Source organism: Lederbergia citri (genome assembly GCF_018343625.1).
GTDB lineage: Bacteria > Bacillota > Bacilli > Bacillales > Bacillaceae_C > Lederbergia > Lederbergia citri.
The window spans coordinates 855862-880926 of sequence record NZ_JAGYPG010000002.1; the positions used below are offsets into that span (position 1 = coordinate 855862).

Sequence of the window (25065 nt, forward strand, 5' to 3'; positions counted from 1 at the left end):
AGGGCGGTTATTTACTGACCTCCTTTTCTAAAAAATATGATGTTCAATTTTAGTAATATATATAAGATGTAGCAAGACGTTGGACATCCTAAAAATAGCTTTAACAGGGTTACGCACCCTTTATCAAGGTTCTGACTTTATACAGCAACCATGTTTTAACGACCGATTCATCCGAACGATGAGACGCCACCTTCTTTAAAAAATAAAAATCGCTAGGTTCAACTTCCATTTTAGCAATTGGAGATACGGCTTTTTCACTAATCCATTCATTAAATTGAATAGCACCTTTGCTAACATTCGTAAAACTACCCTCTGGCAATAAATATATCATTCCTGTTGTCCACGGCTCATTTATGAATGTAGGCTTGGTTAACGAGTAAAAGTGAAAAAAACTATTACCATTTGCTGAAACAGATCCGTTTCTTATATTTCCAATTATTTTATTTTTATCTAATACCGCATAGAAAATAGGCCACATTGGATCCTTAGTAGCAAAAATTGCCGTCGCCATTTCCCCGTTATACAATGTTTGTTTACGGGGTTCAAATGCATGTACTTCTTGTTCATTAGAACCATGCAGAACGACTCGTTTATTTTTCGTTACATAATATAGAAATTTATATTTAGGGATAGCAAGGTTGTACTCGATTAATTTATCAGCTTTTTTACACGAGGTTTCGAATAAATGATTAAACGCTTTTTCCTCATCCATATTAATCGATATTTTAGGTAAAGGATAAAATAGAATACGAAAAAGGATATTGATAAGGAGAGTTTTCAACCCAATTCCTCCGACCTACATTTATTTACACTATATTTTCCCTTCTGTTATCCATCTCCGTATTCTTAAGCTACCAAAAATTGATATTAGCAAAAGAACAACGCTCATTAAGACCCATATAAACAACTCGTTAATTTCAAGTAATCCTTCCTCATTTTTCACTATAAAAAGAATCAAGCCCACAAACATTAAGTAACAAATAATATTAGGGATAATCCAAATCAATCTTTTCAAAAAAACTCCTCCTGAAATTATACGAGAGTTATGGATTTAGATTTCATTGAACCATATCAAAGCACGTTCTTCCATTTCTTTCACAAAGTTTTTTTTTGCCCGGCTATATTCTCTTGTGTCATCAAATTGTCGTGCCAACTGTTCTTTGAAATTACTATACTTTTCTGCTTCCTGTGGATGAGAACGTAGATAATCACGAAAAATTAAATGTCGTTTAATATGTGGATTATCTTGTTGATAAAAGTGAATATGATGAGTTCTATTTTCCTCGCCTTTCCGGAATAATCTTCTTCCCGGAATCCCCCACTCTCCTGCGACGTTATATCCAAAGGAAGCCATTTGGTCATTAAACGATTCTATCTTTTCTATGTCTTTTACGATACACATCATGTCGATTACAGGTTTAGCCTTTAAGCCCTTTACCGATGTACTCCCAAAATGCTCGTATTTAATTATTTCGTCGCCAAATATTGATTTTAGGAATTGGACTTCATCTCGAAACATTTGAGCCCAATTTTCGCTAAAATCTGAGAGTCGTACTTTCATTTAAATCTCCCCTTTGGAATACCGTTTGCCTTCTTTCTCAATAGCTATTCCTCTTTTTTTCGTATAGTCCTTCTTTCATTCAGCAAAAAATTATTAATAATGCAAAAACCGCTCGGATTATCTAAACTCCGAGCGGCTCCCTAACAAACATCTTATATTTTTTGACAAACATAAATCATTTGATAACTATCGTTCGTAATCGGCGTTTCGTTCCAATCTTTATAAAGATGTAGAACTTTAAATCCATGAGCTGATAACATTCTTTCCATTTCTTTTGGAAATACGTATCGTAAACTGATATTTGTTCTCTTTTCATTTACGATGTCATCGTTACTGTTTTTATATTTCCTAATCGTTTCGTAACGTTGAATCTGGTTCAGACTGTCATAGTTACTGATTGTATAAACATCAACTTTATTCCTGGTTTCACTGTCGATATACGATTTCCAATACTCCTCCGAGATCGGCTGCAATAATTCCTCGGTACTCGGAAACCTTGTTCCAAAAATAAAGATCCCTTCATCTTCTAAATGCTTATGGACAGAGGACAGTAGTCCATCTTGCTCTTCATTTGTAAGGAAATGTTGAAAAGAGTTCCCGACTGTAAAAATCATTCCACTTTTAACATCTAATTCAAACTTGGTACAATCCTGTTCAATCCATTTAATAGGCAGATTCTGTTCAGATGCCTTCTTTTTCGCTTCGTTCAACATGCCAGGATGAATGTCTACTCCGATCAGTTGGTGTCCTTCTTTGGCTAACGGAATTGTAGCTCTCCCTGTTCCACAAGCCAAATCAATGATTGGACCTTGCTTTTTTGCAGCCCATTTTAATAAGAATGAAATATCTTCATTATAAGAATCATTTTCCTTATCGTATAAAAATGGATCATTATATTCTTCGGAATTATTTAGCATTTATTTCTCCTGTCTCATTAAATCTTTCATTCTTCAAATTAGCAATTTTACTAATGTATAATAACTGCTTCCTGGTGGATAGTCTTTGATTTCTCCAACCACTTCGTATCCCATTTTTTCATAAAAAGACCGTGCTTGAAATTCATAAGTCGTTAAAAGTGCCTTCTTTGCACCTTTTTTTATTGCAATTTTTTCGGTTTCTTCAAGCAATAATTTGCCTAATCCTCTACCTCTCAACTCTTCATCAATCCAAAATTTGTTTATTTCAACCCAGCCCCAATAAACTTCAGCTGTTATGCCACCAATCCACTTTTCAACATGGTCCGTTATAATAATATTTATTGGTTGTCTCGAACCTTCTTTCCTTACTTCTCTATGATGCAAAGAATGTTCATTATTAAAATCTCTAATCATTGTATTTAGAAAAGAGGTAAATTTAACGTTATGTTCCAAAACAACTTCTATTTTATAGTTCATCATATTTACTTTTTCTTCCTCTGCCCCATCGTAACCTTTTTCCATTTATCTTTTTGAGCTTGAGCAAGTTGTTTATCTTCTTTTCTTTCTAAATAAGCCAATTCTTTTTGCAGTTTAAGATAGCTTTTATATCGTTCTGCATCTAAATCCCCTTGTTCAATTGCATCGTGAACTGCACAGCCCGGTTCACCATTGTGGCCGCAATCTCTGAATTTACAACGTGATGCCAGCTCCTCGATGTCGGAAAATCCTTGACTAAGTCCTGAATCTGATTCCCAAAGCTGCAATTCCCTCATTCCCGGGGTATCGATCAATATACCACCTTGTTCAAGGACAACAAGTTCGCGATGTGTTGTTGTATGACGCCCACGATCATCATCCTCGCGAATACCGCCAGTCTTTAATGTTTCTTTTCCAGTAAATGCATTTACAAGTGTCGATTTGCCAACACCGGATGATCCAAGCAGAGCAACTGTATTTCCTTCTTTTATATAATCAGAAAGAGCATCAAGTCCAATGCTTCGCTCCGCACTTACAACATGAAATGGAACTCCGATGGCGACTGATTCCGTTTCTTGGACTTTTTCGTCGATATCTTGGCAAAGATCGGCTTTGCTTAAAATGATGACTGGATTCGCTCCACTTTCCCAAGCCATCAACATATACCGTTCAATTCTTCGCACATTAAAATCAGCATTCAGAGCAGCTACGATAAAAACGGTATCGACGTTTGCTGCGACAATCTGTTCTTCTGTTGTAGCTCCCGCTATATTCCGGGAAAATTTACTTTTTCTCTGTAAAACGTGGTGAATCGTTGCTTTCCCTTCATCTTTTCTAATGGATAGAACAACCCAATCCCCTACTGCAGGATAAGCTCCCCGACCCGCAGCATTATATTGAAATTTTCCGGACACTTCAGCTAATACTTCTCCGTGTTCTGTTAAAACTCTATACATATGCTTATGTTCTAAAGCAACTCTTCCTACTGAGTAGCCTTCTTGTTTAAAAGTATCAAATTCATTTTCAAATTGTTGATTCCAACCTAATGTTTTTAAATCCATCGTTTAAATTCCTCCAATTTTTTGCATAAAAAATAACCGCAAGTCGCGGTTTCAGTTTTTTCAAAACGGGCATACGTATCCCGTAAAAAATATAAAACCATGAGCTAATATGTGCCCATGGAAAATGGATGAATCAATGGATTTTAATCATTAACGTAAATTGACACCATGATCCACGGGCATTATGAAGTTTCTTGGAATATTATTGATTACAATTGACATATTACATTCCTCCCTTGGAAAATCATGTGTAATTTAACATTTTTAGTTTACTATGTAACATCCAGTTTTGTAAAGGTTAAAAATCTTTTCATATCATGAAATTTGGTATATTCTAAAAATAAACATCCAGGAAAACTAGGAGGAACACTTTATGGCTATGAAAAAAGTTTTGACTCTCGCTGGTTCTGACTCCAGCGGCGGTGCAGGTATACAAGCAGACTTAAAAACATTTCAAGAGCATGATGTCTATGGGATGACGGCATTAACTTCTATCGTAACGATGGATCCAGATAACGGTTGGAGCCACGGTGTTTATCCAATTGATGTATCTGTCGTTGAACAACAATTGAAAACTATTTTGTCAGTCGGCATTGACGCAATGAAAACAGGGATGCTCGGATCTGTTGACATTATTGAACTAGGCGCACGGAAAATTGATGAGCACAAATTGGAAAAAGTCGTCATCGACCCTGTTATGGTATGTAAAGGTGAAGATGAAGTGTTACAACCTGAGAACACGGAAGCATTACGCGAACTCCTCGTACCGCGTGCTACAGTTGTAACGCCAAACCTTTTCGAAGCATGGCAACTTGCCAAAACTGGTCCGATTAAAACGATCGATGATATGAAAGAAGCAGCCGCTAAAATCCATGAACTTGGAGCAAAAAATGTGGTTATTAAAGGCGGAAAAGGCTTAAATCACGATAAAGCGGTCGATCTCTTCTACGACGGAAACGAATTTGTACTTCTTGAAAAAGAAAAATTAGAAACAACTTACAACCACGGTGCAGGCTGTACATTTGCGGCTGCCATCACAGCAAACTTGGCGCACGGAAAATCTGTGAAAGAAGCCGTTTCTGCTGCAAAGGAATTCGTAACAGCTGCAATTAAACATGGTTGGAAACTAAACCAATATGTGGGCCCAGTTATGCATGGGGCTTACAATAAAAAAGCTTAAGCAGATGCCCGGGAAGAGAATTAGTCTCTTTCAGGGTGTTTTTTTATGAGACAAATCGCAATTTTATTAGTAAAATATATTTATCGTTCCTTAAGGAAGGAGGCCGAGAAAATGGAAAAAGTTAATTTACTACAGGTGCAACAACATATAAACGATTTTGCAGGCGAAAGTGTTTACATACATTTAGAGACAACAAATGGCGCATACGCTGCACATAATAATGAATCATTTTTTTCAGCAGGAGCATATATTCGCAATGCGCAAGTATGCTACGAACATGGAAAAATAGTTGGAGACGGCCCATATCGTGTAGGTTTAAAGCTTCCAATAGGTTGGATTTATGCGGAAGGAATTACACATTTTGAGCTGGATGAGCAAGGACGTCTGCTACTTGCCGGCCACGGATATGATGGAAAATTGGCTGTGGCATTAGAAATCAGCAAGAAGCCATTCGAATAAGTTTTTTAAAGGAGATTGTGCCGATGGAGAAAGAACGCCATGTATTAGTTGTGTTCCCGCACCCAGATGATGAGGCATTTGGGGTTTCTGGAACTATCTCAAGTTATATTAAAAACGGATCACCCGTTACATATGCGTGTTTAACTCTTGGAGAAATGGGCAGGAACCTAGGAAATCCCCCATTTACGACGAGGGAATCATTACCGAAAATCCGAAAAGCAGAACTTGAGGCGGCTGCAAAGTCAATGGGGCTTACGGACTTACGAATGATGGGATATCGAGATAAAACGCTTGAGTTTGAAAGCGATGAAAAGCTCGCCAATATGGTATTCGAACTAATTGAAGAGCTGAAGCCATCTCTTGTGATTTCATTTTATCCAGGATATTCAGTCCATCCCGATCATGAGGCGACAGGAAGAGCCGTCGTTCGTGCAGTAAGAAGGCTCCCGAAAGAAAGCCGTCCAAAATTGCACTGCGTTGCTTTTTCGAAAAATACAGAAGCGGAAATCGGCCCAGCGGACATTCATTATGATGTAAGTGCCGTTTGGGAACAAAAACTCGGAGCATTAAAAGCCCACATTTCCCAAACCGCTTGGATGCTCGCTGATATGGAAGAAAAACTTTCCGCCAATGACCCAGCCTTACTTGCCCATTGGCAAAAAGAGCGCTTTTGGACGTACGATTGGGATAATGATAAAGTTTTGTGAACCTGGTTAGGTATTCTAACCAGGTTTTTTAAAATTTATTGACGAATGGTGCACGGTTTTCGTTCCATACTTTGGGTTTTGTCTTTGTTTGTATCCCTAATAGACGTTTCGGTTATTCTATTAGCCATTTCGGAGAGCCTATTAGCTGATTTCCAATTCTATTAGCTGTTTCATCCATCCTATTAGCCGATTCCCGTTTCTATTAGCCGTTTCATCCAACCTATTAGCCGATTTCCGTTTCTATTAGCCGTTTCACTGAATCTATTAGCTGATTTTCATTTCTATTAGCTATTTCGCCGAGTCTATTAGCCATTTTTAGTACTTAACAAAACTTCGAATAAGAATGGTCTAATACCTTTATTCCCGAACCTTTTCCCCTGTCACCGCATTTACAAATTCATGGCAATCAATCCGCTGAGTTGGGATTAAAACTTTCTTCTCAAAATCGTATAAATAATAAGGTTCGAAAAAGAGATCTTTTTCGAACAGCTCCAACGCTTCTTCTTTCGTAACTTTCACATCAAATACAGGTATCTCGTTCATTTTACTTAACATCTTACGTTTATCCAAAACATGAAGTAATACACGTTCATTAGCATCATATAAAAATTTAAATTTATCCAGAATTCGATCGACGTAATTAATAGGAACGGCATCTGCATGTAAAAGGCCGTTCTGGCGCTCAATGTTTTCTATCTGCCACTCTCCACTTTCATTCGGACGATGTACTCTTAAATAATTTGAAATTACTTTTACGAATTCATATTTTTCGTCTTTAGAAATAGGAAGACAATCCGAATGCGGAATATTTAATGACATTTCCTCTTCAGAAATCTTCTGCGATTCGTAAAATTGCTCCCACACTGTGCCGACTATTGTATCTGAGATGCAAATTTCCTTAGGTGAATCCTCTTTATTCCAATAGAGGACGAGAGACTCAGAGACCGCATCTATAAACGCTTCGTCTACACCATATAAAAGCTGATATCCATCCTCTTCCGGCATTCCGAAAAGAATGACTTGTCTTTCCTTGAATTTATCCAAATCATGAAAAGGCATTTCTATAGAAATTTCTATTTCTGGATAAAGGCCATGAAAGAAACCAGACAAAGAATAAAACATGATACATCCTTGTTCATTAACTTTTACTTCAATATAACCTCCAGGCGATACTTTTCTTCCATTCATAATAGAGGAAAAGAAATATTCCTTGCAGACACCATCTTTATCTTTCCTTTGTAGTCGAAAGTCGATATCATACTTCAACCCGGTATTTAACTCGATCCACGACACAACATTATCTAACCCAGTGATAGTTAGAAATGGCGGACTCTCTCTAAAATCTTCACCCATGACAACTATAAATGTTGTTAAAAATCCGTATGTCAAATTCACTTCCGCATAAACGGTTCCAGGTGGATTCGAATCATCTTCCATCTCGGTACCTGGAGGAAACCATTCCATTTCTAATATATATTCCGTTGTTTTAATAACCGAAGCTTCCCTTTTAAGCCAGGTATTTTTCAAATCGAAATGTTCCAATCCCCAATTTTTCTTAATTTCCGCAACCCATTTATGAATCAATGAGCACACCCCTCGTATAGAAAAAAGGCCTCTATTTCTAGAAGCCTTTTCCTTTATTATATACTTTCCTGTTTTAGAGCATCAATGATGTTTTCCTTCTTAACTTTGGCGCTTGAGTAAAGCATTGACGTACCGACGATGAGGAAAACCGCCACAACTACATAACAAATGCTTAACCACGGTAGTGTAAAACTATAACTAAACGAATTCGCTAAAGCCTTATAGATAAGGAACATACATACGACACTCAGAGGGAGACCATAAATCAATGCCTTTATTCCGTAAAAGATACTTTCGTAATTTATCATTTTGTTAAAGCCCTTTGGTGTCATTCCAACAGATTTCAACATGGCAAACTCTCTTTTTCTTAAAGAAATACTAGTCGAAATGGTATTCAAGATATTTGCAATCGAAATAGCTGTAATCAATACGATAAATCCATACGTAAAGACGGACATAATCATGACCATTTGCTCATCCTGCTGGCGACTTTGATAGACGTTTCGAATGTAGTGCCTTACATCTTCGATTTCCTCTATTTTCTGCTGGGTTTTAAGTGGGTCCGTGCTATTCAAATACAGCATACGGTAGTTATCTCCGACAAATCCCAATTTCTCTAACGTTGATTCAGACACGATTATATCCAAACTACCGGGATACGCTCCATAAGCCCCCATCGGAAGTTTACCCGTTAAAGCTGCTACCTGAATCTTATCTACATACTGGTGCTTCTCATGCTCTTCATCATTGGAATATAGATCAATCTTTTCCCCAACCTTCGTATGAATCGCTTTCGCTTCGACATATTTTCCTGCATCACCATCTTCATACTTAATCTGATCTATTACAATGGCATTTAACCCATTTTGGAGCTCATTATAATCGGCTCCTAATTCTCTTGCATATGTTTTTAAGCTTTCATCATCTAACGAATAAAGATTAATATAATATGGAAATTTTCCATCGACAAGCTGATCGTTAAAACTTTCAGTTTTACGCAGCACATCTGTCGTTGCGTCTTTATCTATCATTGATGTTAAGCCATATTGTGGTGACATCAAATTATATTTTGTCACTTCGTCCATCGATAAAATTGATTTAACTAGCTGGTCGTCTCTTCCCTTTTCTACCTCCATCATGATGTCATAGTTTTGTCCATCTTGAGAAAGGGATAACGATTTTTTTAAATTAGCCGTAAAAAAAGCTACAGATAGGAAAAGCATAATGCTAATAACGAGTGAAAAAACAGTTGCTTGATATCTACGCTTATTTCTTTTTAAATTTTTCAAACCGATTTCAGCTTCGATCCCAAATAATTTCCGAACAAAATTGGATGTCTTTACGGCTTTTCTCGTTAGCTTTACATCAGTGGATTGACGGATAGCGTCAATCGCTGAAATTTTGGATGCTCTTCTCGCCGGGATATACGTGGAAATAAATATTGTGATAATCGAAACCAAGATTGCCACTAGAATCGAACCTGGCGTTACGGTTACTTTTAACTTTTCACTTACTCCCAATGCCCCTTGAATAATGGTATTGATAAATAAAAACGTTACTCCCATTCCGCCTAGCCCAGAAACAATCCCAATTGGAATACTAATCAACCCGATAACAAAGCCTTCAAAAAACACCGAGTTTTGTTTTTGTTTTTTGGTTGCCCCTACACTCGAAAGCATCCCTAAATGACGAGAGCGTTCTGCAACAGAAATCGCGAAAGCATTATAAATTAATGATACTGATCCAATAATGATGATGACCATGATGATGGCAGACAATGAATAAAGCGTTGTACGCATACCTTCACTTTTGATTACACCGTAATAGCGAAGTAAATTATAATTATATTCAACTTTTCCTATCTGATTTTTCTCAGCTAATTTTTCTGCACGTTTGAATAAAGAAGTTTTAACTTTGTTTAAGACGACCGTTGCATTTACAAGTTCATCTTTACTAAGAAGCCCTTCATCAAGATAAGAAATCACTGTATAACCTGGTGCCCAAGGTACTTCCCATGTCGGGCGTTTTATTGTACCAACTATCGTAAACTCTTTTGTTGAGCTATCTTTAAGCTCTTCATTTATTTCTCCTTTTTCATTTGTCATTAATGAAAAAGTTTGATCCATCGGTCCATGTATCTCCGGATCGTTTGCAATCCTGTTGCCCACATCCAGTGTAATGATATCACCAATTCTATAATCAACTTTAGCGTTATTAATAATCTCATCCGAAATGACTATTTCACTCTCTGTTTGTGGCAATCTCCCGCTGCTTAATTCTATAGGAAATTGTTCAAATCCGTATTGATTATATTCTTTAATGTATAGATAAGGCTTATTTGCATTTTTACTGCCTTTCAGTATGGCATATCCTAGATCTTTTGAGAGGACTACCTTTTTCGTATCTTCATCTTTTTTTATTGCTTGGAGTTGGTTTTGGTCGATATCCTTATAAAGAACATGCCATTCTCCTTCATCAGCAATCGTCTGTCTTTTCATCAAATCCATAAAAGAAACGCCAATCGTTGCAACGGCTGTGAGCATTGCTACAGAAATGATAACCCCAATGATCGTGACAAGCGTCCTTCTTTTATTTTTCCGCAAATGTCTAATCGTCAGTTTATTGACAATGTTCATGGACGAACCACCTCGTCCTTCTTGACCTTCCCGTCTTCAATGGCGATGATACGGTCTGCTTGAAGAGCAATTCTCTCGTCATGAGTAATAACAATAAGAGTTTGATTATATGTTTTATTAAACATTTTCAACAAGTCGATAATTTCACCGCTATTTTTACTGTCCAAGTTTCCTGTCGGTTCGTCCGCAAGCATAATCGCTGGATTGCTTATTAATGCACGGCCAATCGAAACCCTTTGCTGCTGCCCACCGGAAAGCTGATTCGGGAGATGATTTAAGCGGTTTTCTAAATTTAATTTTTTCACGATATCATCAAATTGCTTTTTATCCACTTTATGTTGGTCCAGCAACATCGGTAAGTTAATGTTTTCTTCCACCGTCAAAACTGGAATGAGATTGTAAAATTGATAGATCAATCCAATTTGTCGTCTTCTAAAAATCGCTAACTGCGTCTCATTTAGACTGTAAATATCCGTATTCTCCACAAATACTTTTCCAATCGACGGTCGATCAACTCCTCCGAGCAAATGCAAAAGCGTGGACTTACCAGATCCAGATGGACCGATAATCGCGACAAACTCTCCTTTTTTAACCGAAAAAGAAACATCATCTAATGCTTTAACGGCTGTCTCACCTTTTCCATACACTTTAGACAGATTCTCTATTTTTAAAATTTCCATTGTAAACCCTCCATATATTTGCTGTTGATTATAGTGTATCTGTCTAAAATGACTATCAAGTGACTTTGAATATGACAATTTAGTCACATTAGAAGTTATTTATTCGTTTTATTTGCCACAAATTATGGTATAGTATAAATAGATACTCATACAATAAAAAAAGACGGTAAGGTGCTGACACACCCTACCGACTGGCACAATATAGTTCCCTGTTAAAAGGGAAGGCTTTTTCTAAGGTGAAGTAAAACCACCCTGGTTAGCTTGGTAGGCTAAGGGTGGTTTTTACTTTTCCCTTTTATGAAATGACAGTATGGCAACAATTAGTGTTGCAAAACTAATCATGAGATAAATGGTTTGAAAAGTAGTCAACGGCCTCACCCCCTTTCGATATTGCTAGGAGGTACAAGCCTTCCACCCTTAACTTCCCTATATTATACCTACTATAATCATATCATTTTTCAAATATTAACTAAATGACATGCTTGTAAAACTTTATTCTAAACTGTGTGCCCTTTTCTTTTACACTCGTAACACTGATATCCCCATTTTGACTTTTAATGATGCTATACGCCATCGCAAGCCCTATCCCTACGCTATCTTCACTTGCATTTTTTCCTTTGTAAAAACGTTTAAAAATATGGGGTAGATCTTCTTTAGGTATTCCTTTTCCGTTATCAGCAATCATCAGCTCCGTAAACAATGCATTTTCAGTAAAAGAAATCGAAATTGTCCCGCCTTGATCTGTATGTTCCACACAGTTTTTTAAGATATTAATGATTGCTTCAACTGTCCAATTAAAATCCCCAATATATGAAACTGAGTCTTCACCTTCTATTGAAACGGTCTGCTCTTTAATATCGATTGGAATGAGGACCGATTGCATGGCAGCATGAATTAGATTTGACACGATGATTTTATCTTTTTTAAATTGAACTGTGCCCGCATCAATTTTCGATAGCTTTAATAATGAAGTAACAAGCCATTCAATTCGCTCGAGCTGAATTCGAATATTGTGTGTGAATTCGATTCTTTTTCCGTTTGGAAGTTCGGCATCGCTCAATAAATCAGACATCACCATCATTGAAGTTAATGGTGTTTTTAATTGATGGGATATGTCCGAAATCGCATCGGTCAGTTGAATTTTATCTTGTTGTAAAAGTGAACTCTGCTCAGAAAGCATCATTGTAACTTTATAAATATCGCTTTTTAAAATACTAAGTTCACCTTCGTGATTGTCCCGTACATCGAGAGTATAGTCGCCGCTGCTTATTTGTCGTAAGTAACTAGACAACTTTTCGATTTCGCGATATCTCCAACGAGTGAAAATAATACAGGAAGCAATCAATAAGATGGATATAGCTAAAACAAGAATAACGGTAGCAATTGATATAAAAAATGCCGTAATCATCGCCGCCACACTAATTAAGCACATAATAAATAATAGAATCTGAATTTCTTTATTCCGCAGCATGTTAATCGCCAACCTTATAGCCTAATCCGCGCACCGTTTTAATAATGGTTGGATTTTGTGGCTCGTCCTCAAGTTTTTCTCGCAGTCTTTTAATGTACACTGTCAATGTATTATCATTTACAAAGTCCCCTGCTACATCCCAAATCTGCTCAAGCAATTGATTTCTGGAAAGAACTTGTCCAATATGGTTCGCAAAGATTAGCAATAAACGATATTCTAACGCCGTTAAAATTATTTCGACTCCATTTTTATATACCTTTCCTTCAAGCGTATTGATTTTAATATTGTCTAGTTCAATCAGCGTTTTCGACTGTGCTTGCTTGTTATATCTCCGTAAAACAGATTTAATTCGCGATAAAAGCTCTCGAATACGGAATGGTTTCGTAATATAATCATCCGCCCCCATATCCAGTCCCATCACGACATTAACTTCATCATCAACAGCAGTTAAAAAAATGACCGGAATATCGCCCTTCTCTTTTACAATTTTGCACAATTCATAGCCACTGCCATCTGGCAAAGACAAATCAAATAAGCATAAAGCAATCTGATCAAGCTGTTCAGCTAATACCTTCTTTGCTGAAGTGGCATCATGGCATAAAATTGTAGAAAAATGATCCTGCTGAAGCGAATATTCAAGACCAGATGCGATCGTTTTATCATCTTCCACAAGTAAAATCTTCATATGTAGATCACCTTTTCGTGAATCATTATGTATAAAGTGTAAGGAATATGGTTTGATTGTGCAATAACTATCACTGCAGTGTCTGTGAAATTGACGAGAAGTAAATTGAATTAAAGGAGTTAATGAGGATAGATTCTACAGAAATAGCAATTGGAAGCGTTCTCCAATTCTATGATATAATAAAATAATACAGTTACATAAGCAGGGTGGGCAGCGACCACTTCCTCATAGAGAGGAGGTGACGCTGATGGTAACTCTATACGAAGCAATAGTCTTGATGATAATGTTCTCAAGTCTAATCGTATCAGTAGTCGCCGTAGTTATTTCTCGTAACAAAAGCGGAAGTGCCTGTTCATCGACGTACAAACTTCAGGGCCTTCGACTGAGATAAAGGAAACACGATGAGCCAAAAACGCGAGTCGATGTTGACTTATCGTAGGGAGAAGGACAGGAAGTTTACTAGTCGATAGGCGCTGGAGCTAGACGGAAATTGAGCTTAATAAAAGTTGTCCGCATAGTTCCAAATCTATAGTTTCTTAATCAAATATAAAAAGAAATAACCCTCCCTTGCTTTGACCCGGCATAGGGGGTTATTTCTTCCTTGGGTCGCTGCACTTCATGCAGTGTAGCTGTATGTTGGGATGCCAGTTGCAGCTGGCATCCCTGTTTAATTTATACTGTATATCTATATTATATTCATACCCTTAACAATTGTAAAGATAACATAGTATAAGGCAGGTGCAGGATAATTGTATATTCGCAACGAATCAGATATCATTCGCCTCATTGAGCACGATCGTTGGATGATGGATATTTTACATCATGCAAAATCACTCGATTTACCAGATTGGTGGATTTGCGCAGGATTCGTTCGTTCAAAAGTTTGGGATGAACTACATGGATTTACTATTCGAACGCAGATTCCAGATATTGATGTCATTTATTATGATCCAAGTGATCTAAATGAAGAAACGGAAAAAAGATACGAGGAGCGTTTGCGAGTACTTTATCCAACCATTCCGTGGTCGATCAAAAACGAGGCAAGAATGCATATAGGAAACAACGTACTTGCTTATGAATCTTCCACTGATGCTATATCTAAATTCCCGGAAACTGCATCAGCTTTAGGAGTAAAATTAGATTCTAACGATCATTTGATATTAACCGCACCACATGGAATTCATGATGTGATTCATTTAGAGGTTAGACCCACTCCTTATTTTTTGGAGAATCAACTTACTACCCTTTATGAAGAACGTATCCGAAAAAAGGATTGGAAATCCACTTGGACGAAATTGAAGATATTTTATTTCTGAATGGGGTTGATAAAGCTGAAGAGCGAACAGATTTTACTTACGGATAGAGTGAAAAGGATTTTTCGCATTGCTGAGGCAGAGATGGAAGAAGCAAATCGTATTGCTTTAACTCCCGAACATTTATTACTAGCTTGTTTTCTTGAAAAAACAGGTGTGCTTGGAGAAATTTCATTAAGATGCGAAATAAATTTAAGTTTATTAAGATCAGCCACTTACTCTGAAAATCCTCCAAATAAAAGTGAGCTTTTTACAATGCCAGTTACAAAAGAAGTTGAAAAGGTAATAGATAAGGCAATTACTTTTATGCAAAGATACAACCAAATTTATATTAACGAGGGACATCTAATAAAAGCCTTATTGACTACAAATACAGTTGACGCCTATTTATCCGACAAAGACAAGAAAACGATAATGGCTCTTGGAACCACATCACGCGACATGATTACGCACCTTGGTCATTATAGCTTTCCCGAAATTATGCAACCAACTTTCATTAGAAAAGTGAAGAAAGACGATTATCAAAATCTAATTCAATTCGTTAAGAAGTACTTTTCGAAAGAATGGGTGCAAACCATTGAACAAGGATTGTGTAAAGAAGATCCTCCTATCTACGTTGCCTTTGAAGAGGGAAATACTATTGTTGGTTTTGCAGCTTTTGATGTCTATCAAAATAAAAAAGGTTATTTTGGACCAATGGGTGTACATACTTCACTTCGAACAAAAGGAATTGGATATTAGTTATTACATCACTGTTTAAAGGATATGAAGGAAATCGGCTATGAATATGCAATTATTGGAGAAGCAGGTCCAATCGAGTTTTATGAAAAGGCTTGTAATGCAGTAGTAGTTCCAATGGCGTGAGCACTCTTTATAAGGGCGTGATTCATTTGATGTATATCATACTTTTCGCTTCTTTATTAATATCTTCCTTAATATCGATATGGATTTTTAAAATTACTACACGTAAGTGGTTAGGTAATTTAGCTGGATTTAGTATAAATACTGTCATTATCGTAGTAGCAATGTGGGTGAGTTATATGGTCGACGAAGAAGCTAGGATTTTCGGCTATTCTGAGTTCTATTTGATCATATTTTATATTCCTATTTTGAGCTGGATTAACTTTTTCATTCTCGAATATATAGAATTTAAGCTGAAAGCCAATAGACAATCAATTAAGTAAGAATATACTATACGAATTAATGGTCTTGATAATAATGCTGTCAAGTCTAATCATGTCAGTTGTCGCCGTAGTTATTTCTATAAACAAAAAGAAATAACTCTCCCTAGCTTTGAACTAACATAAGAGAGCTATTTCTTTACTTTTTAACACTTAAAACACCATTGTTTTAAAATATTTATCTTTATTTACCTATACTTCCAGATTGCCTACTATAATTCCTAAAAATCATACCATTCGTCCTAAACATTCCAATCTTTTCGTAGTAGGGGACTAAATCATCATCACAACACAGATCTATCATATATATGTGATTCAATTCTTTAAGCATCTTACCTACTAACTCCTTGCCAATCCCTTTATTTTTGTATTCCGGCAATACTTCTAGAAATGGAATGTATGCCGATAGGACCCCATCACTAATCGCTGTAATAAATCCTACTACTTGATTAGTAGTATCGTCTATCGCTATAACCACGTTACTACTGTTTTTTAATAGCTTAAGGTGAGTTTGCGGATTTGGCGGATTAGGCCAATCCACAAAAAAACCGTTTAACATATCTGAAGAAATTCCATCGAGAGTGGTTTTGTATATCATCATATATCAACTCCAATATTGTAATTATAAGAAGTTGATGTACATCAATTGTAAAGCAGCAAACTTTTCCCCGCCTTTTTATCGAGTTGTTTCCATTTGCTCAAGAGCCTTCATGATCGCTTTCGCAACGCCATCTTCATCATTTGTATCTGTTTCATATCTACAAATATTTTTTATTTCCTGCTCGGAATTCCCCATCGCTACTGAATGGCCAACAATTTTTAACATTGATAAATCATTGTAGTTGTCTCCCATAGCCATCGTGTCTTCTAATGATATGCCTTTATCTTCTACATATCTTCTCAGAGCACTTCCCTTTTGAGCCTCATGGTGCATGACTTCTAAGTTGTTTCGTCCTGAAGAAGTCACTTCCAACCCACCTATTTTCTTCAAACGTTCACTAGCTTCCATTAGTAATTCTTCATCCAATGAAAAGGCAAGGAATTTATAGACATGGCAGTCTTTTGCATCAAAAATAGGTTCAAATTCATCGATTACATGAATGAGTCGCTGATGAAATCGTTCATCGGCAGATTCGCGGATTTTTTCAACATCTTGGGAAGGGTTCGCTGTATGATATATATCAACGAGTACTTGAATTCCTTTTTCGTAATCAGTTGTGTACGTTCCGCCCTCGGTGTATAGCTCAAAGTAGATGTTTAACTCTTCAAATACTGAAGTAACTTGAGCAGCAGTCGGGCCATTCAATCCAACAGAGTAGCTGACTTTGCCTTCCACATCACGGATTTCTCCACCATTTACGCAAATGGCCGGCAATTTAAGACCCGTCTTATCAAGTACATAACGGACTTCATTATATGCCCTTCCCGTTACGACAACGACATCGATCCCCTTTTCCTCCGCAGCGCGAATGGCGCGAATATTCTCCTCACTTACCTCTTGCCTTGCATTTAGTAACGTTCCATCCATATCAGTTGCAATACATTTAATCAATTTTCATGACTCCTCCATTATGCTAAACTACGTACTCTTCTATTGCGATTAATTCTAACTGAAAAAGGGTATCAATGCAAAGAATGGGGACGGGGTCAATTAGACCTGTCCCCTTTGGAACTGTCCCTAGGAAATTGCCATTTAATACATTTGGAATTTCTCCTCAATTGTATTAAAATGAGAAACGTTGCATTTTTATAGACGAAAGGTGAACATCATTGAAGAAACTCAATATTATTCCAAAGGATTTTTTATTATTTTTGATACCATCATTAATTGGCATTTTTTTATTTATGATTCCTATTCCTTCTAAAGAAGGGGTTACGATTCCAATCGCTGTTTTATCTGAGACGTTGCAAAATATTCTCGGATCCGCAATTCCAGCAATTATGACCTGCATCATTGTTTTGGCCTTCGTCGGAACAATCATTGCGAAATTAGCGAAACCAAAGTTCATTAGACAATCACCATTTTTGACTGCTCTATTTGATATCCCTATCATATGGGTGATTGCACGCATATTGGCCTTTGTTTTTGCGATTTTAGTATTCTTTAAAATAGGTCCTGAGGCGATCTGGTCAGACGACACCGGAGGCACTTTGCTATATAGTCTTCTGCCTGTTCTTTTCAGTGTGTTTTTATTTGCGGGTCTCCTATTACCCTTATTATTGAATTTTGGATTATTGGAATTTTTCGGGGCGTTAATGACTAAATTTATGAGACCTGTTTTTAAACTTCCAGGTCGTTCTTCAATAGATGCACTTGCATCTTGGCTCGGTGATGGAACAATCGGCGTATTGCTCACGAGCAAGCAATATGAGGATGGTCATTATACGAAAAGAGAAGCGGCTATTGTTGGGACAACCTTTTCAGTTGTGTCTATTACGTTTAGTATCGTCGTTATAAAAGAAGTTGGCTTAATGCATTATTTTGTGCCTTATTATTTTGCTGTAACCTTCTCGGGCATTATTGCGGCAATTATTCTTCCAAGGATTTGGCCGTTATCAAAAAAGCCGAATACTTATATAGACGGAAAAGAAGATGACAATACAGCAGAGTTGATTCCTGAAGGTTATTCAAGATTAGGATATGGAATTGAACAAGCGCAGCTACAAGCCAGAAAGAGTAGTAGTGTAAAAGCATTTTTTATAGACGGTGGTAAAAATATTTTAGACATGTGGATTGGTGTGGCTCCAATCGTCATGGCTCTTGGGACGATTGCTTTAGTCATTGCTGAGTACACTCCGCTCTTCCAATGGCTCGGTACTCCTTTTATTCCTTTGCTCGAATTGTTAAGAATTCCTGAAGCTGGAGCAGCCTCCCAAACATTGGTTGTTGGTTTTGCCGACATGTTCTTGCCGTCCATTTTGGCAGGAGGAATAGAGTCGGATATGACCCGATTCATTATTGCAGCTGTATCTGTCACTCAGTTAATATATATGTCAGAAGTTGGCGGTTTGTTGATCGGATCTAAAATTCCAGTTGGAATGAAAGATTTAATTATACTATTTTTGTTAAGGACACTCATTACATTGCCGATTATTACTTTAATTGCGCATATAATATTTTAGACTAATTTTTAACCGCACTCCTGTAAATAGAGTGCGGTTTATTTTAGTTTCTCAATTAATCTCTTTATCTATATTTAACTAAGATTCTTTATTAATCATGTAAGACATTAAAAAATAGAACTACTTTAAACTTTTAGCCATATCAACAATCTTGCTAGTAACAAATTCAACTTCATCCGTGTTTTGGATGACGAATAAATAATCCGCTTCTCCTTCTTTTGGTGCAGACAGGTCACTTTTATGAGACTCAGCCTGCTGTCTGGTAAGCACTTCTTCAAAAGTTGAAGCAGTCCTAAATATAGTTTTACTACGCTGACTATTAGCAACTCGGGCTTGAAGAACATGTTCTGGGATATCGAAATGAACAAGGATGGTACAAAAACCTTTGTGTTGGAAGTGTATAAGGAGATCTAAACGAGCTTTACGTGAGCGATTTGAGTTACAAAGAATGATATGAAAATCAGAATTATTAACAGCATAATCCACAATTGTTTGTGTGATGGCGGATTTGATTGCATTAGGTCCTTTCTTAGGTAGTAGGGATTTGTAATAAGTATTTATGAACTCAGCATGGTTATCTTGGTCAATGACAATTGAGTTTTGTAATTGTTGTTCTAATGCTTTTGCAAAAGTAGTTTTTCCGCTATGGGTTTTACCGACAGTGTTTATTACGAACCGATTCATAGGCATGCCTCCATTCACGGGCAAAATTTTTCATTTTAACTTATACTCTCAAAACCATCCTAATCGTTTTCAGGATATATCCATCAAAATCTTCATCAACGTGCGAGACAACTTCAAAACCTTTTGAGTTATAAAAAGTTTTTCCGTTATTATTATCTTTTTCTACGTTCATATAAATCTCCTTAACATTTTCTAAGTTATTAATCCCCTCTTTTAATAAAGAAGTTCCGATTCCCTTTCCTTGGTACTCGGGATATATGTAAATTGCAAAAAGTTCGGCTATTCCACTGTCGTCGACTCGAGAAAAATTAGCAAAACCGACAATTTTCCCATCGACTACGACCACATACATAAGAGTATGTTTTAAACGTCTCTGCATCATTTCATCGCTATAAGCGGATCTCAAGAACTTTTCCTGAACCTCGATTGGGATAATGTCTTTGTAAGTATGATTCCAACTAGTTCCTGCAACCTTTTGAACTTCCTTTATATCTTCCTCATTCATTTTGCGAATGATATATTCCATTTCTTTCATCCTTTCAGATCCTAAAATATTTATTAAAACCTTAAAATGGCTTCTTTTAAGAAACCTAAGAATTCATTCGTTTCCTCGGTTACTACTTTAGTTAAAAAATAAGTCGATGAAGTGGGAGGTGAAATTTTATCAGCCTTTATTTCTAATAGTCGTTTCGTTTTTATTTCTTCCTTCACCATCGTAGCTGGTAAGTAGGATATACCGAGTCCTTGCTCGATAAATTGTTTTGTAATTTCTATTTGATTCACTTTCATTGTACGAATTGATGGGTAATACCTTTTTACAGCATTCAATAGATCATCCCAATAGGCAGGGTGATTATGTGTAATTAACGTGTATTTTTGGAGTGCAGTCATCTCATCATATTTGGATTCTAGTGTGGGAATGCTTGGTCCAACAAGAAAAACAGGCTCTTCGTGTATAATCTGGAAATTAATATTTGTTTGCATCGGCTTTATCCTTGTTAATCCTAGGTCTGCTCTTCCCGAACTAATTTCATCACCAATTTCGTATGATTTTACAATGTTGATCAATACCTCTATATCTGGGTGTTGCTCAGTAAAGCTTCGCAATATAGCAGGTAGAAAAGATGACGCAATTTGCGGTGCTGTTGCAATGGTCAATTTACGATTAAATCCTTGCTTCCACGATTCAAAATCCTCCAACCCTTGTTCATAAACAGCCATCATTTCTCTTGCATAAGGAAGAAATTTATGTCCAGCAGCTGTAAGTACAATGTTTTTCCCGGTTCTCTCAAAAAGCTTGCTGTTAAGATTTTCCTCAAGTCTCCTAATATGCTTTGTGACAGCTGGCTGAGTTAAAAATAATTCTTCTGAGGTTTTACGAAAATTTTCGTACTTAGCTGCAATAATGAATGTTTTCAGCCATTTCATATCCATATAGGTTCTCTCCAATTAATAACAGTTTGTTATTAAAATTTATAATTTTTGTTAATATTCATAATCTTTTTTAATAAGTATAATGGAATGAACCAGAAAATACAGCCTATTTGGAGGATTGATATGTATGGAGGATGTGAAACATACGAATGATTTTTGGAACGCCAATTTGTACGATAATAAACATGCATTTGTTTCAACGTTTGGTAATAACCTCATTGAATTGTTAGATCCAAAAAAAGGGGAAAAAATTCTTGATCTTGGTTGTGGAACTGGGGATTTAGCAAAAAATTTATACGATTGTGGTGTAGATGTCATAGCTGTTGATAAGTCTGAAAATATGGTTAGGCAAGCTCAAAATAAGTATCCAAACATTCATTTTGCCGTTCAGGATGCAACAGACTTAAACTACAGGAACGAGTATGACGCGGTATTTTCAAACGCTACACTTCATTGGGTAAAACCGCCAAAGCAGGCACTTCAATGTAGTTATCAGAGTTTAATTCAAGGTGGAAGATTTATAGCTGAATTTGGCGGAAAAGGCAATGTTCAATTAATAACGGATGAGATTATAAATCAATTTAAACTTCTTGGATTTGAAAATAATATAAAGAAATTCCCTTGGTATTTTCCTAGCATTGGAGAGTATTCGGCTTTAATGGAGGAAACAGGATTTAGAGTTACCTTTGCTCAACACTTTAACAGACCAACCCCGCTTGATGGAGATCAAGGATTAAGGAATTGGATAGAGATGTTTGCAAACGATATGTTTGAAGGTATTCCCAGAGACAAAAAAGACCTTATCATAACAATAGTTGAGAATAATTTAAGGGATATTTTATATCATAATGGTACTTGGATAGCTGATTATAAAAGAATTCGAGTTATGGGGATAAAAGAATAATACTGGGGCCAACTGGGGCCAACTGGGGCCAACTTGGTCCCTTTATATCAAATTAAGGAACTAATAACCACATATTCTTATCCCTAATAACCTCCGATGTGCTATTTACTCATTATCAATAAAGATTCTGCTCGTTAATGTTAGACTTCGTCACTAATTTTATTATCCTTTATTATTCTCAACATCGAATTAGCGTTTCCTTGAAATTCATATGGAACATTCACTTCTTCGACAGAATATCCAGCAGCATTAAGATAGCCTATTACTTTATCTAGATGTTCATATCGTTTACCTTCCAAATCGACTAACGGAAAAATACGGATCTCCTCTTTTGAAACCCTCAATAACTCTTTAATGCTCTTTATATGAAATTCATAATCTAGGCGGTCAGCGTACATAAACAAAAAATGTGCAGAAAGAAGAAGATCGAATTCTTCATCTTCAAAAGGCAGTGAAGGTAAAGTAACGGCTACATAGCGTTCACTCGATTCCTCCATATCATTTGTGCAATCTTCCAAGGCATTCAGACGATATTTTCTTAGATCTTCTACATCCTTAAAATAATCCCAAATATAATTATTCTTTGCTTTTCCCATATGCTCCATCGCGTGTTCAATGTCTTGGAAACCTTTATTCTTCAGATCTTCACCTGAGTGATAATAGGCAATATCACATGCTGTTATGTCTAATCCTAACTTGTTGCCCACAGCAGTAAACGAACAAGCCCCACCTGGACAATCTAGTATTCTTTTTCCTTTAAGAGATTCTTCTGAAAGAGAAAACATATCGAGGTACTCTTCAAAGGTTCTACCGATAAAAACAATTCTCTCTAAATCTAATTTTGTATTTTTTTCATCCCTACTCAAATTGTTCACTCCTTGTAGTGGTTATTATTTTTCTAATTGGAGTGAATTATTTCTTTGAGAGTTTCGTATTTTTCATCTCCAGTATTAATTAAGTATTTATTCTATAAAAAGTTGCCTACTCCTTCATTAACAAGTCAATAAAGGATAAATATCATACCTGATTACCGAAATGATAAAGAGCCCAATCAAAATACAACTCCTTTTTTTATAATATTAAAAAGGAGTTGATGATAAATGGTCTTCGCTCTTTATTTAATGATCGGAATATTGATTAGTTCATCAATTTATGTAGTTGCAGATTTCCGCCCCCTACTTCTTTTTCTTATATTGTTCGTTGCTTGGTTACCTCTCTTATGCGTCGGGATGACGATCGTACCATTCATAGATGTAGAAGAAATCTCCAGTAGGCTAAACACATGAAAGTGCCTATCCAAGATACAAATCCAAAAACTGCCACAATCGTCGTTTCTGACCACCCATATTTTAAAGAAAAGTGATAATGGATCGGCGTCATTCTAAATATTCGTTTACGAGTAAGTTTGAACGATGAAACTTGTAATATAACCGACAGCTGCTCTGCAAAATAAATGATAAATAAAATTGGAATTAGTATTTCAACTTTTTCAAGGACAGCTAGAAATGAAAGAGATCCTCCTATAGCCAATGATCCTGTATCACCCATAAATGCTTTTGCTGGATAAATATTATATATCAGAAATCCAAGCAAACAACCAATCATAATTAAACTAAAAAGTTGGACCTCTGTTCTTTCTGAAATCATGAAAAAGAAGAAGTAAGTTGGAATGGCTACTACACCTAAAAGACCATCCAATCCGTCGGTAAAATTTATGGCATTTGCGGAACCTACTACAAATAATGCGATCACAATGACATAAAAAAAGATTGGGAGATCGATCGTAATATTTTTAGAAATATGAATAATTGTATCTATTCCAAGTTCATTAACCACGTAAAAAAGTAAAATACCTGTAAACGAAAATTGAAATACCAGTTTTGTCTTACCCGATACTCCTCCTGGGTCTTGCCGGGAAGCTTTCCAAAAATCATCTAAAAACCCAACAAAACTAAACAGGATATATGTAATGGCTAAGAAGAACATTAATGGAGTTGGGGAATATAGTGTGGCAACGATAACACCTATAAATAGAATCATTCCGAACATCAATGGAGTCCCTTTTTTCAACTGATGATCCGAAGGAAGCTCCTTTCTTATCGGTTGAATAAATCCTAATTTCTTTAAAACTGCTATTAATAGCGGGGATAATGCCGCGACAATTAGAAATGAAATCATCGCTGGGATTATTTGTTCACTCACTATTCAAATACGCCCTTTCTAATAATCATCATTTAATTCGTTGACTCTTTTCAGCAGTAAAAGGATGTTGGTATGCCCCAAAACAGATAAGACAATTAAAATATTCGTGACAGTCTATAACAACTATCAGTGAATATTTCATAAAGCGGATTGTATAAGTAAAATAGAGTACAGTCTTATTTATATTCAGGATTTTTAAGATTAGTTACAGATTTAACGAACGAGAAAGCCCATTAAGGTGCACAATACCCTCTTTAGAAGTAAGATAATACTAGGGTCATATTCGGGGTGCTTCATAAGAAGATTATAAGTTTTCCCTTATCCATAAACGTAACTTTTCAGCATAAAAAGGACGTTCATTTGGATCAGTTTGAAAACCTTTTGTACGGTAAAGATTATCATTTTCATACCTTGGATAAACGTGAAGATGATAATGCCATACGTCTTGATTGCCAGCAGGTTCATTATGTTGTCGTGTTGAAATCCCATCACACTTATATGTATCTTTCATTGCAAAAGCAGCTATTTGAGCAGCTCTATGAATTTCAGCTGCGTATTCAACAGGAAGCTCAAATATGTTCTCAAAATGGTGATTAGGGATAACTAACACATGCCCTTTGTTGTTGGGCCACCACTTGCTTGCTATAAAAGCGGTTACATATTCGTTTTGATAAATGATATCTCTTTGTTTTGTACCTTGATTAGGTCTATCAACTCCTGAAACAATCCGACAAAATGGACATTCGTATCCATCGGGTTTATGTGAATATTTTTTCATCTCTGCAGCCCCTCCAAAATATATTGAA

The 25065-nt window shown here is 36.4% G+C and carries 29 protein-coding genes; 9 read left to right on the forward strand and 20 right to left on the reverse strand.

Going from position 1 to position 25065, the window contains the following annotated elements; translation table 11 throughout:
* Positions 1-109: 109 nt before the first annotated feature.
* The 6 genes from KHA97_RS12790 to rsgA all read right to left on the reverse strand — a co-directional run bounded on the left by KHA97_RS12790 (position 110) and on the right by rsgA (position 4016).
* Positions 110-781 (reverse strand): hypothetical protein, encoded by a 672-nt coding sequence (locus KHA97_RS12790; protein WP_213125110.1) that lies wholly within the window; start codon positions 779-781, stop codon positions 110-112.
* A 30-nt stretch (positions 782-811) separates the two neighbouring features.
* Complete coding sequence (locus KHA97_RS12795) at positions 812-1015, reverse strand: hypothetical protein (RefSeq protein WP_213125111.1); 204 nt, start codon at positions 1013-1015, stop codon at positions 812-814.
* A gap of 36 nt (positions 1016-1051) precedes the next feature.
* Positions 1052-1561: a GrpB family protein gene (locus tag KHA97_RS12800; RefSeq protein ID WP_213125112.1), complete on the reverse strand. Its 510-nt coding sequence runs from the start codon at positions 1559-1561 to the stop codon at positions 1052-1054.
* A gap of 152 nt (positions 1562-1713) precedes the next feature.
* Positions 1714-2478: a class I SAM-dependent methyltransferase gene (locus KHA97_RS12805; protein WP_213125113.1), complete on the reverse strand. Its 765-nt coding sequence runs from the start codon at positions 2476-2478 to the stop codon at positions 1714-1716.
* Between the two features lie 33 nt (positions 2479-2511).
* A complete protein-coding gene (locus KHA97_RS12810; protein WP_233713470.1) occupies positions 2512-2958 on the reverse strand; it encodes a GNAT family N-acetyltransferase in 447 nt (148 codons plus the stop codon).
* A 2-nt stretch (positions 2959-2960) separates the two neighbouring features.
* Positions 2961-4016: a ribosome small subunit-dependent GTPase A gene (gene rsgA, locus KHA97_RS12815; protein WP_213125114.1), complete on the reverse strand. Its 1056-nt coding sequence runs from the start codon at positions 4014-4016 to the stop codon at positions 2961-2963.
* 373 nt (positions 4017-4389) lie between these two features.
* Here rsgA and pdxK point away from each other — a divergent pair, with 373 nt between their 5' ends.
* The 3 genes from pdxK (at position 4390) to bshB2 (ending at position 6362) form a co-directional block, all read left to right on the forward strand.
* On the forward strand, positions 4390-5196 hold the full coding sequence (gene pdxK, locus KHA97_RS12820; RefSeq protein WP_213125115.1) for a pyridoxine/pyridoxal/pyridoxamine kinase: 807 nt from the start codon (positions 4390-4392) through the stop codon (positions 5194-5196).
* A gap of 111 nt (positions 5197-5307) precedes the next feature.
* On the forward strand, positions 5308-5655 hold the full coding sequence (locus tag KHA97_RS12825) for a YojF family protein (protein WP_213125116.1): 348 nt from the start codon (positions 5308-5310) through the stop codon (positions 5653-5655).
* A gap of 23 nt (positions 5656-5678) precedes the next feature.
* Entirely contained in the window at positions 5679-6362 is a 684-nt protein-coding gene (gene bshB2, locus KHA97_RS12830) for a bacillithiol biosynthesis deacetylase BshB2 (RefSeq protein WP_213125117.1), read from the forward strand.
* A gap of 357 nt (positions 6363-6719) precedes the next feature.
* Here the strand turns inward: bshB2 and KHA97_RS12835 are convergent, their stop codons facing one another.
* The 6 genes from KHA97_RS12835 to KHA97_RS12855 all read right to left on the reverse strand — a co-directional run bounded on the left by KHA97_RS12835 (position 6720) and on the right by KHA97_RS12855 (position 13418).
* A complete protein-coding gene (locus tag KHA97_RS12835; RefSeq protein ID WP_213125118.1) occupies positions 6720-7946 on the reverse strand; it encodes a hypothetical protein in 1227 nt (408 codons plus the stop codon).
* 56 nt (positions 7947-8002) lie between these two features.
* A complete protein-coding gene (locus KHA97_RS12840) occupies positions 8003-10582 on the reverse strand; it encodes an ABC transporter permease (RefSeq protein ID WP_213125119.1) in 2580 nt (859 codons plus the stop codon).
* Positions 10579-11262, reverse strand: coding sequence for an ABC transporter ATP-binding protein (locus KHA97_RS12845; RefSeq protein WP_213125120.1), 684 nt, complete (start codon positions 11260-11262; stop codon positions 10579-10581). Before KHA97_RS12845 ends, KHA97_RS12840 begins: the two co-directional genes overlap by 4 nt.
* Positions 11263-11544: 282 nt before the next feature.
* Complete coding sequence (locus KHA97_RS24640) at positions 11545-11640, reverse strand: putative holin-like toxin (RefSeq protein WP_407658021.1); 96 nt, start codon at positions 11638-11640, stop codon at positions 11545-11547.
* 91 nt (positions 11641-11731) lie between these two features.
* Complete coding sequence (locus tag KHA97_RS12850; protein ID WP_213125121.1) at positions 11732-12733, reverse strand: sensor histidine kinase; 1002 nt, start codon at positions 12731-12733, stop codon at positions 11732-11734.
* 1 nt (position 12734) lies between these two features.
* Positions 12735-13418 (reverse strand): response regulator transcription factor, encoded by a 684-nt coding sequence (locus tag KHA97_RS12855; RefSeq protein WP_213125122.1) that lies wholly within the window; start codon positions 13416-13418, stop codon positions 12735-12737.
* A 247-nt stretch (positions 13419-13665) separates the two neighbouring features.
* On the opposite strand from KHA97_RS12855, the gene KHA97_RS24035 reads away from it, so the two are divergent.
* The 4 genes from KHA97_RS24035 (at position 13666) to KHA97_RS12870 (ending at position 15915) form a co-directional block, all read left to right on the forward strand.
* Entirely contained in the window at positions 13666-13809 is a 144-nt protein-coding gene (locus tag KHA97_RS24035; protein ID WP_267912430.1) for a putative holin-like toxin, read from the forward strand.
* A 358-nt stretch (positions 13810-14167) separates the two neighbouring features.
* The gene (locus KHA97_RS12860) at positions 14168-14734 is read left to right on the forward strand and encodes a nucleotidyltransferase family protein (protein WP_213125123.1); all 567 of its coding nucleotides are present in this window, start codon (positions 14168-14170) and stop codon (positions 14732-14734) included.
* Between the two features lie 81 nt (positions 14735-14815).
* The gene (locus KHA97_RS12865; RefSeq protein WP_233713471.1) at positions 14816-15472 is read left to right on the forward strand and encodes a GNAT family N-acetyltransferase; all 657 of its coding nucleotides are present in this window, start codon (positions 14816-14818) and stop codon (positions 15470-15472) included.
* Between the two features lie 149 nt (positions 15473-15621).
* A complete protein-coding gene (locus tag KHA97_RS12870; RefSeq protein WP_213125124.1) occupies positions 15622-15915 on the forward strand; it encodes a hypothetical protein in 294 nt (97 codons plus the stop codon).
* 181 nt (positions 15916-16096) lie between these two features.
* On the opposite strand, the gene KHA97_RS12875 is transcribed toward KHA97_RS12870, so the two are convergent.
* Together KHA97_RS12875 and KHA97_RS12880 are read right to left on the reverse strand one after the other, a co-directional pair.
* The gene (locus tag KHA97_RS12875) at positions 16097-16510 is read right to left on the reverse strand and encodes a GNAT family N-acetyltransferase (protein WP_213125771.1); all 414 of its coding nucleotides are present in this window, start codon (positions 16508-16510) and stop codon (positions 16097-16099) included.
* Positions 16511-16588: 78 nt separating this feature from the next.
* The gene (locus tag KHA97_RS12880; RefSeq protein WP_213125125.1) at positions 16589-17464 is read right to left on the reverse strand and encodes a Cof-type HAD-IIB family hydrolase; all 876 of its coding nucleotides are present in this window, start codon (positions 17462-17464) and stop codon (positions 16589-16591) included.
* A gap of 293 nt (positions 17465-17757) precedes the next feature.
* Here KHA97_RS12880 and KHA97_RS12885 point away from each other — a divergent pair, with 293 nt between their 5' ends.
* Entirely contained in the window at positions 17758-19035 is a 1278-nt protein-coding gene (locus tag KHA97_RS12885) for a YjiH family protein (protein WP_213125772.1), read from the forward strand.
* A gap of 120 nt (positions 19036-19155) precedes the next feature.
* Here KHA97_RS12885 and KHA97_RS12890 read toward each other — a convergent pair whose 3' ends face one another.
* The 3 genes from KHA97_RS12890 to KHA97_RS12900 are packed head-to-tail and all read right to left on the reverse strand — an operon-like array spanning position 19156 to position 21153.
* Positions 19156-19719, reverse strand: a complete 564-nt coding sequence (locus KHA97_RS12890; protein WP_213125126.1) for an AAA family ATPase — start codon at positions 19717-19719, stop codon at positions 19156-19158.
* Positions 19720-19759: 40 nt separating this feature from the next.
* Positions 19760-20245, reverse strand: a complete 486-nt coding sequence (locus KHA97_RS12895) for a GNAT family N-acetyltransferase (RefSeq protein WP_213125773.1) — start codon at positions 20243-20245, stop codon at positions 19760-19762.
* 32 nt (positions 20246-20277) lie between these two features.
* On the reverse strand, positions 20278-21153 hold the full coding sequence (locus KHA97_RS12900; protein ID WP_213125127.1) for a LysR family transcriptional regulator: 876 nt from the start codon (positions 21151-21153) through the stop codon (positions 20278-20280).
* Between the two features lie 127 nt (positions 21154-21280).
* On the opposite strand from KHA97_RS12900, the gene KHA97_RS12905 reads away from it, so the two are divergent.
* Positions 21281-22057, forward strand: coding sequence for a class I SAM-dependent methyltransferase (locus tag KHA97_RS12905; RefSeq protein WP_213125128.1), 777 nt, complete (start codon positions 21281-21283; stop codon positions 22055-22057).
* 140 nt (positions 22058-22197) lie between these two features.
* Here the strand turns inward: KHA97_RS12905 and KHA97_RS12910 are convergent, their stop codons facing one another.
* The 3 genes from KHA97_RS12910 to KHA97_RS12920 all read right to left on the reverse strand — a co-directional run bounded on the left by KHA97_RS12910 (position 22198) and on the right by KHA97_RS12920 (position 25037).
* On the reverse strand, positions 22198-22923 hold the full coding sequence (locus tag KHA97_RS12910; RefSeq protein ID WP_213125129.1) for a class I SAM-dependent methyltransferase: 726 nt from the start codon (positions 22921-22923) through the stop codon (positions 22198-22200).
* Between the two features lie 379 nt (positions 22924-23302).
* Positions 23303-24235: a phospho-N-acetylmuramoyl-pentapeptide-transferase gene (gene mraY, locus KHA97_RS12915; RefSeq protein WP_213125774.1), complete on the reverse strand. Its 933-nt coding sequence runs from the start codon at positions 24233-24235 to the stop codon at positions 23303-23305.
* Between the two features lie 328 nt (positions 24236-24563).
* Positions 24564-25037, reverse strand: coding sequence for an HIT family protein (locus tag KHA97_RS12920; RefSeq protein WP_213125130.1), 474 nt, complete (start codon positions 25035-25037; stop codon positions 24564-24566).
* Between the last annotated feature and the right edge of the window lie 28 nt (positions 25038-25065).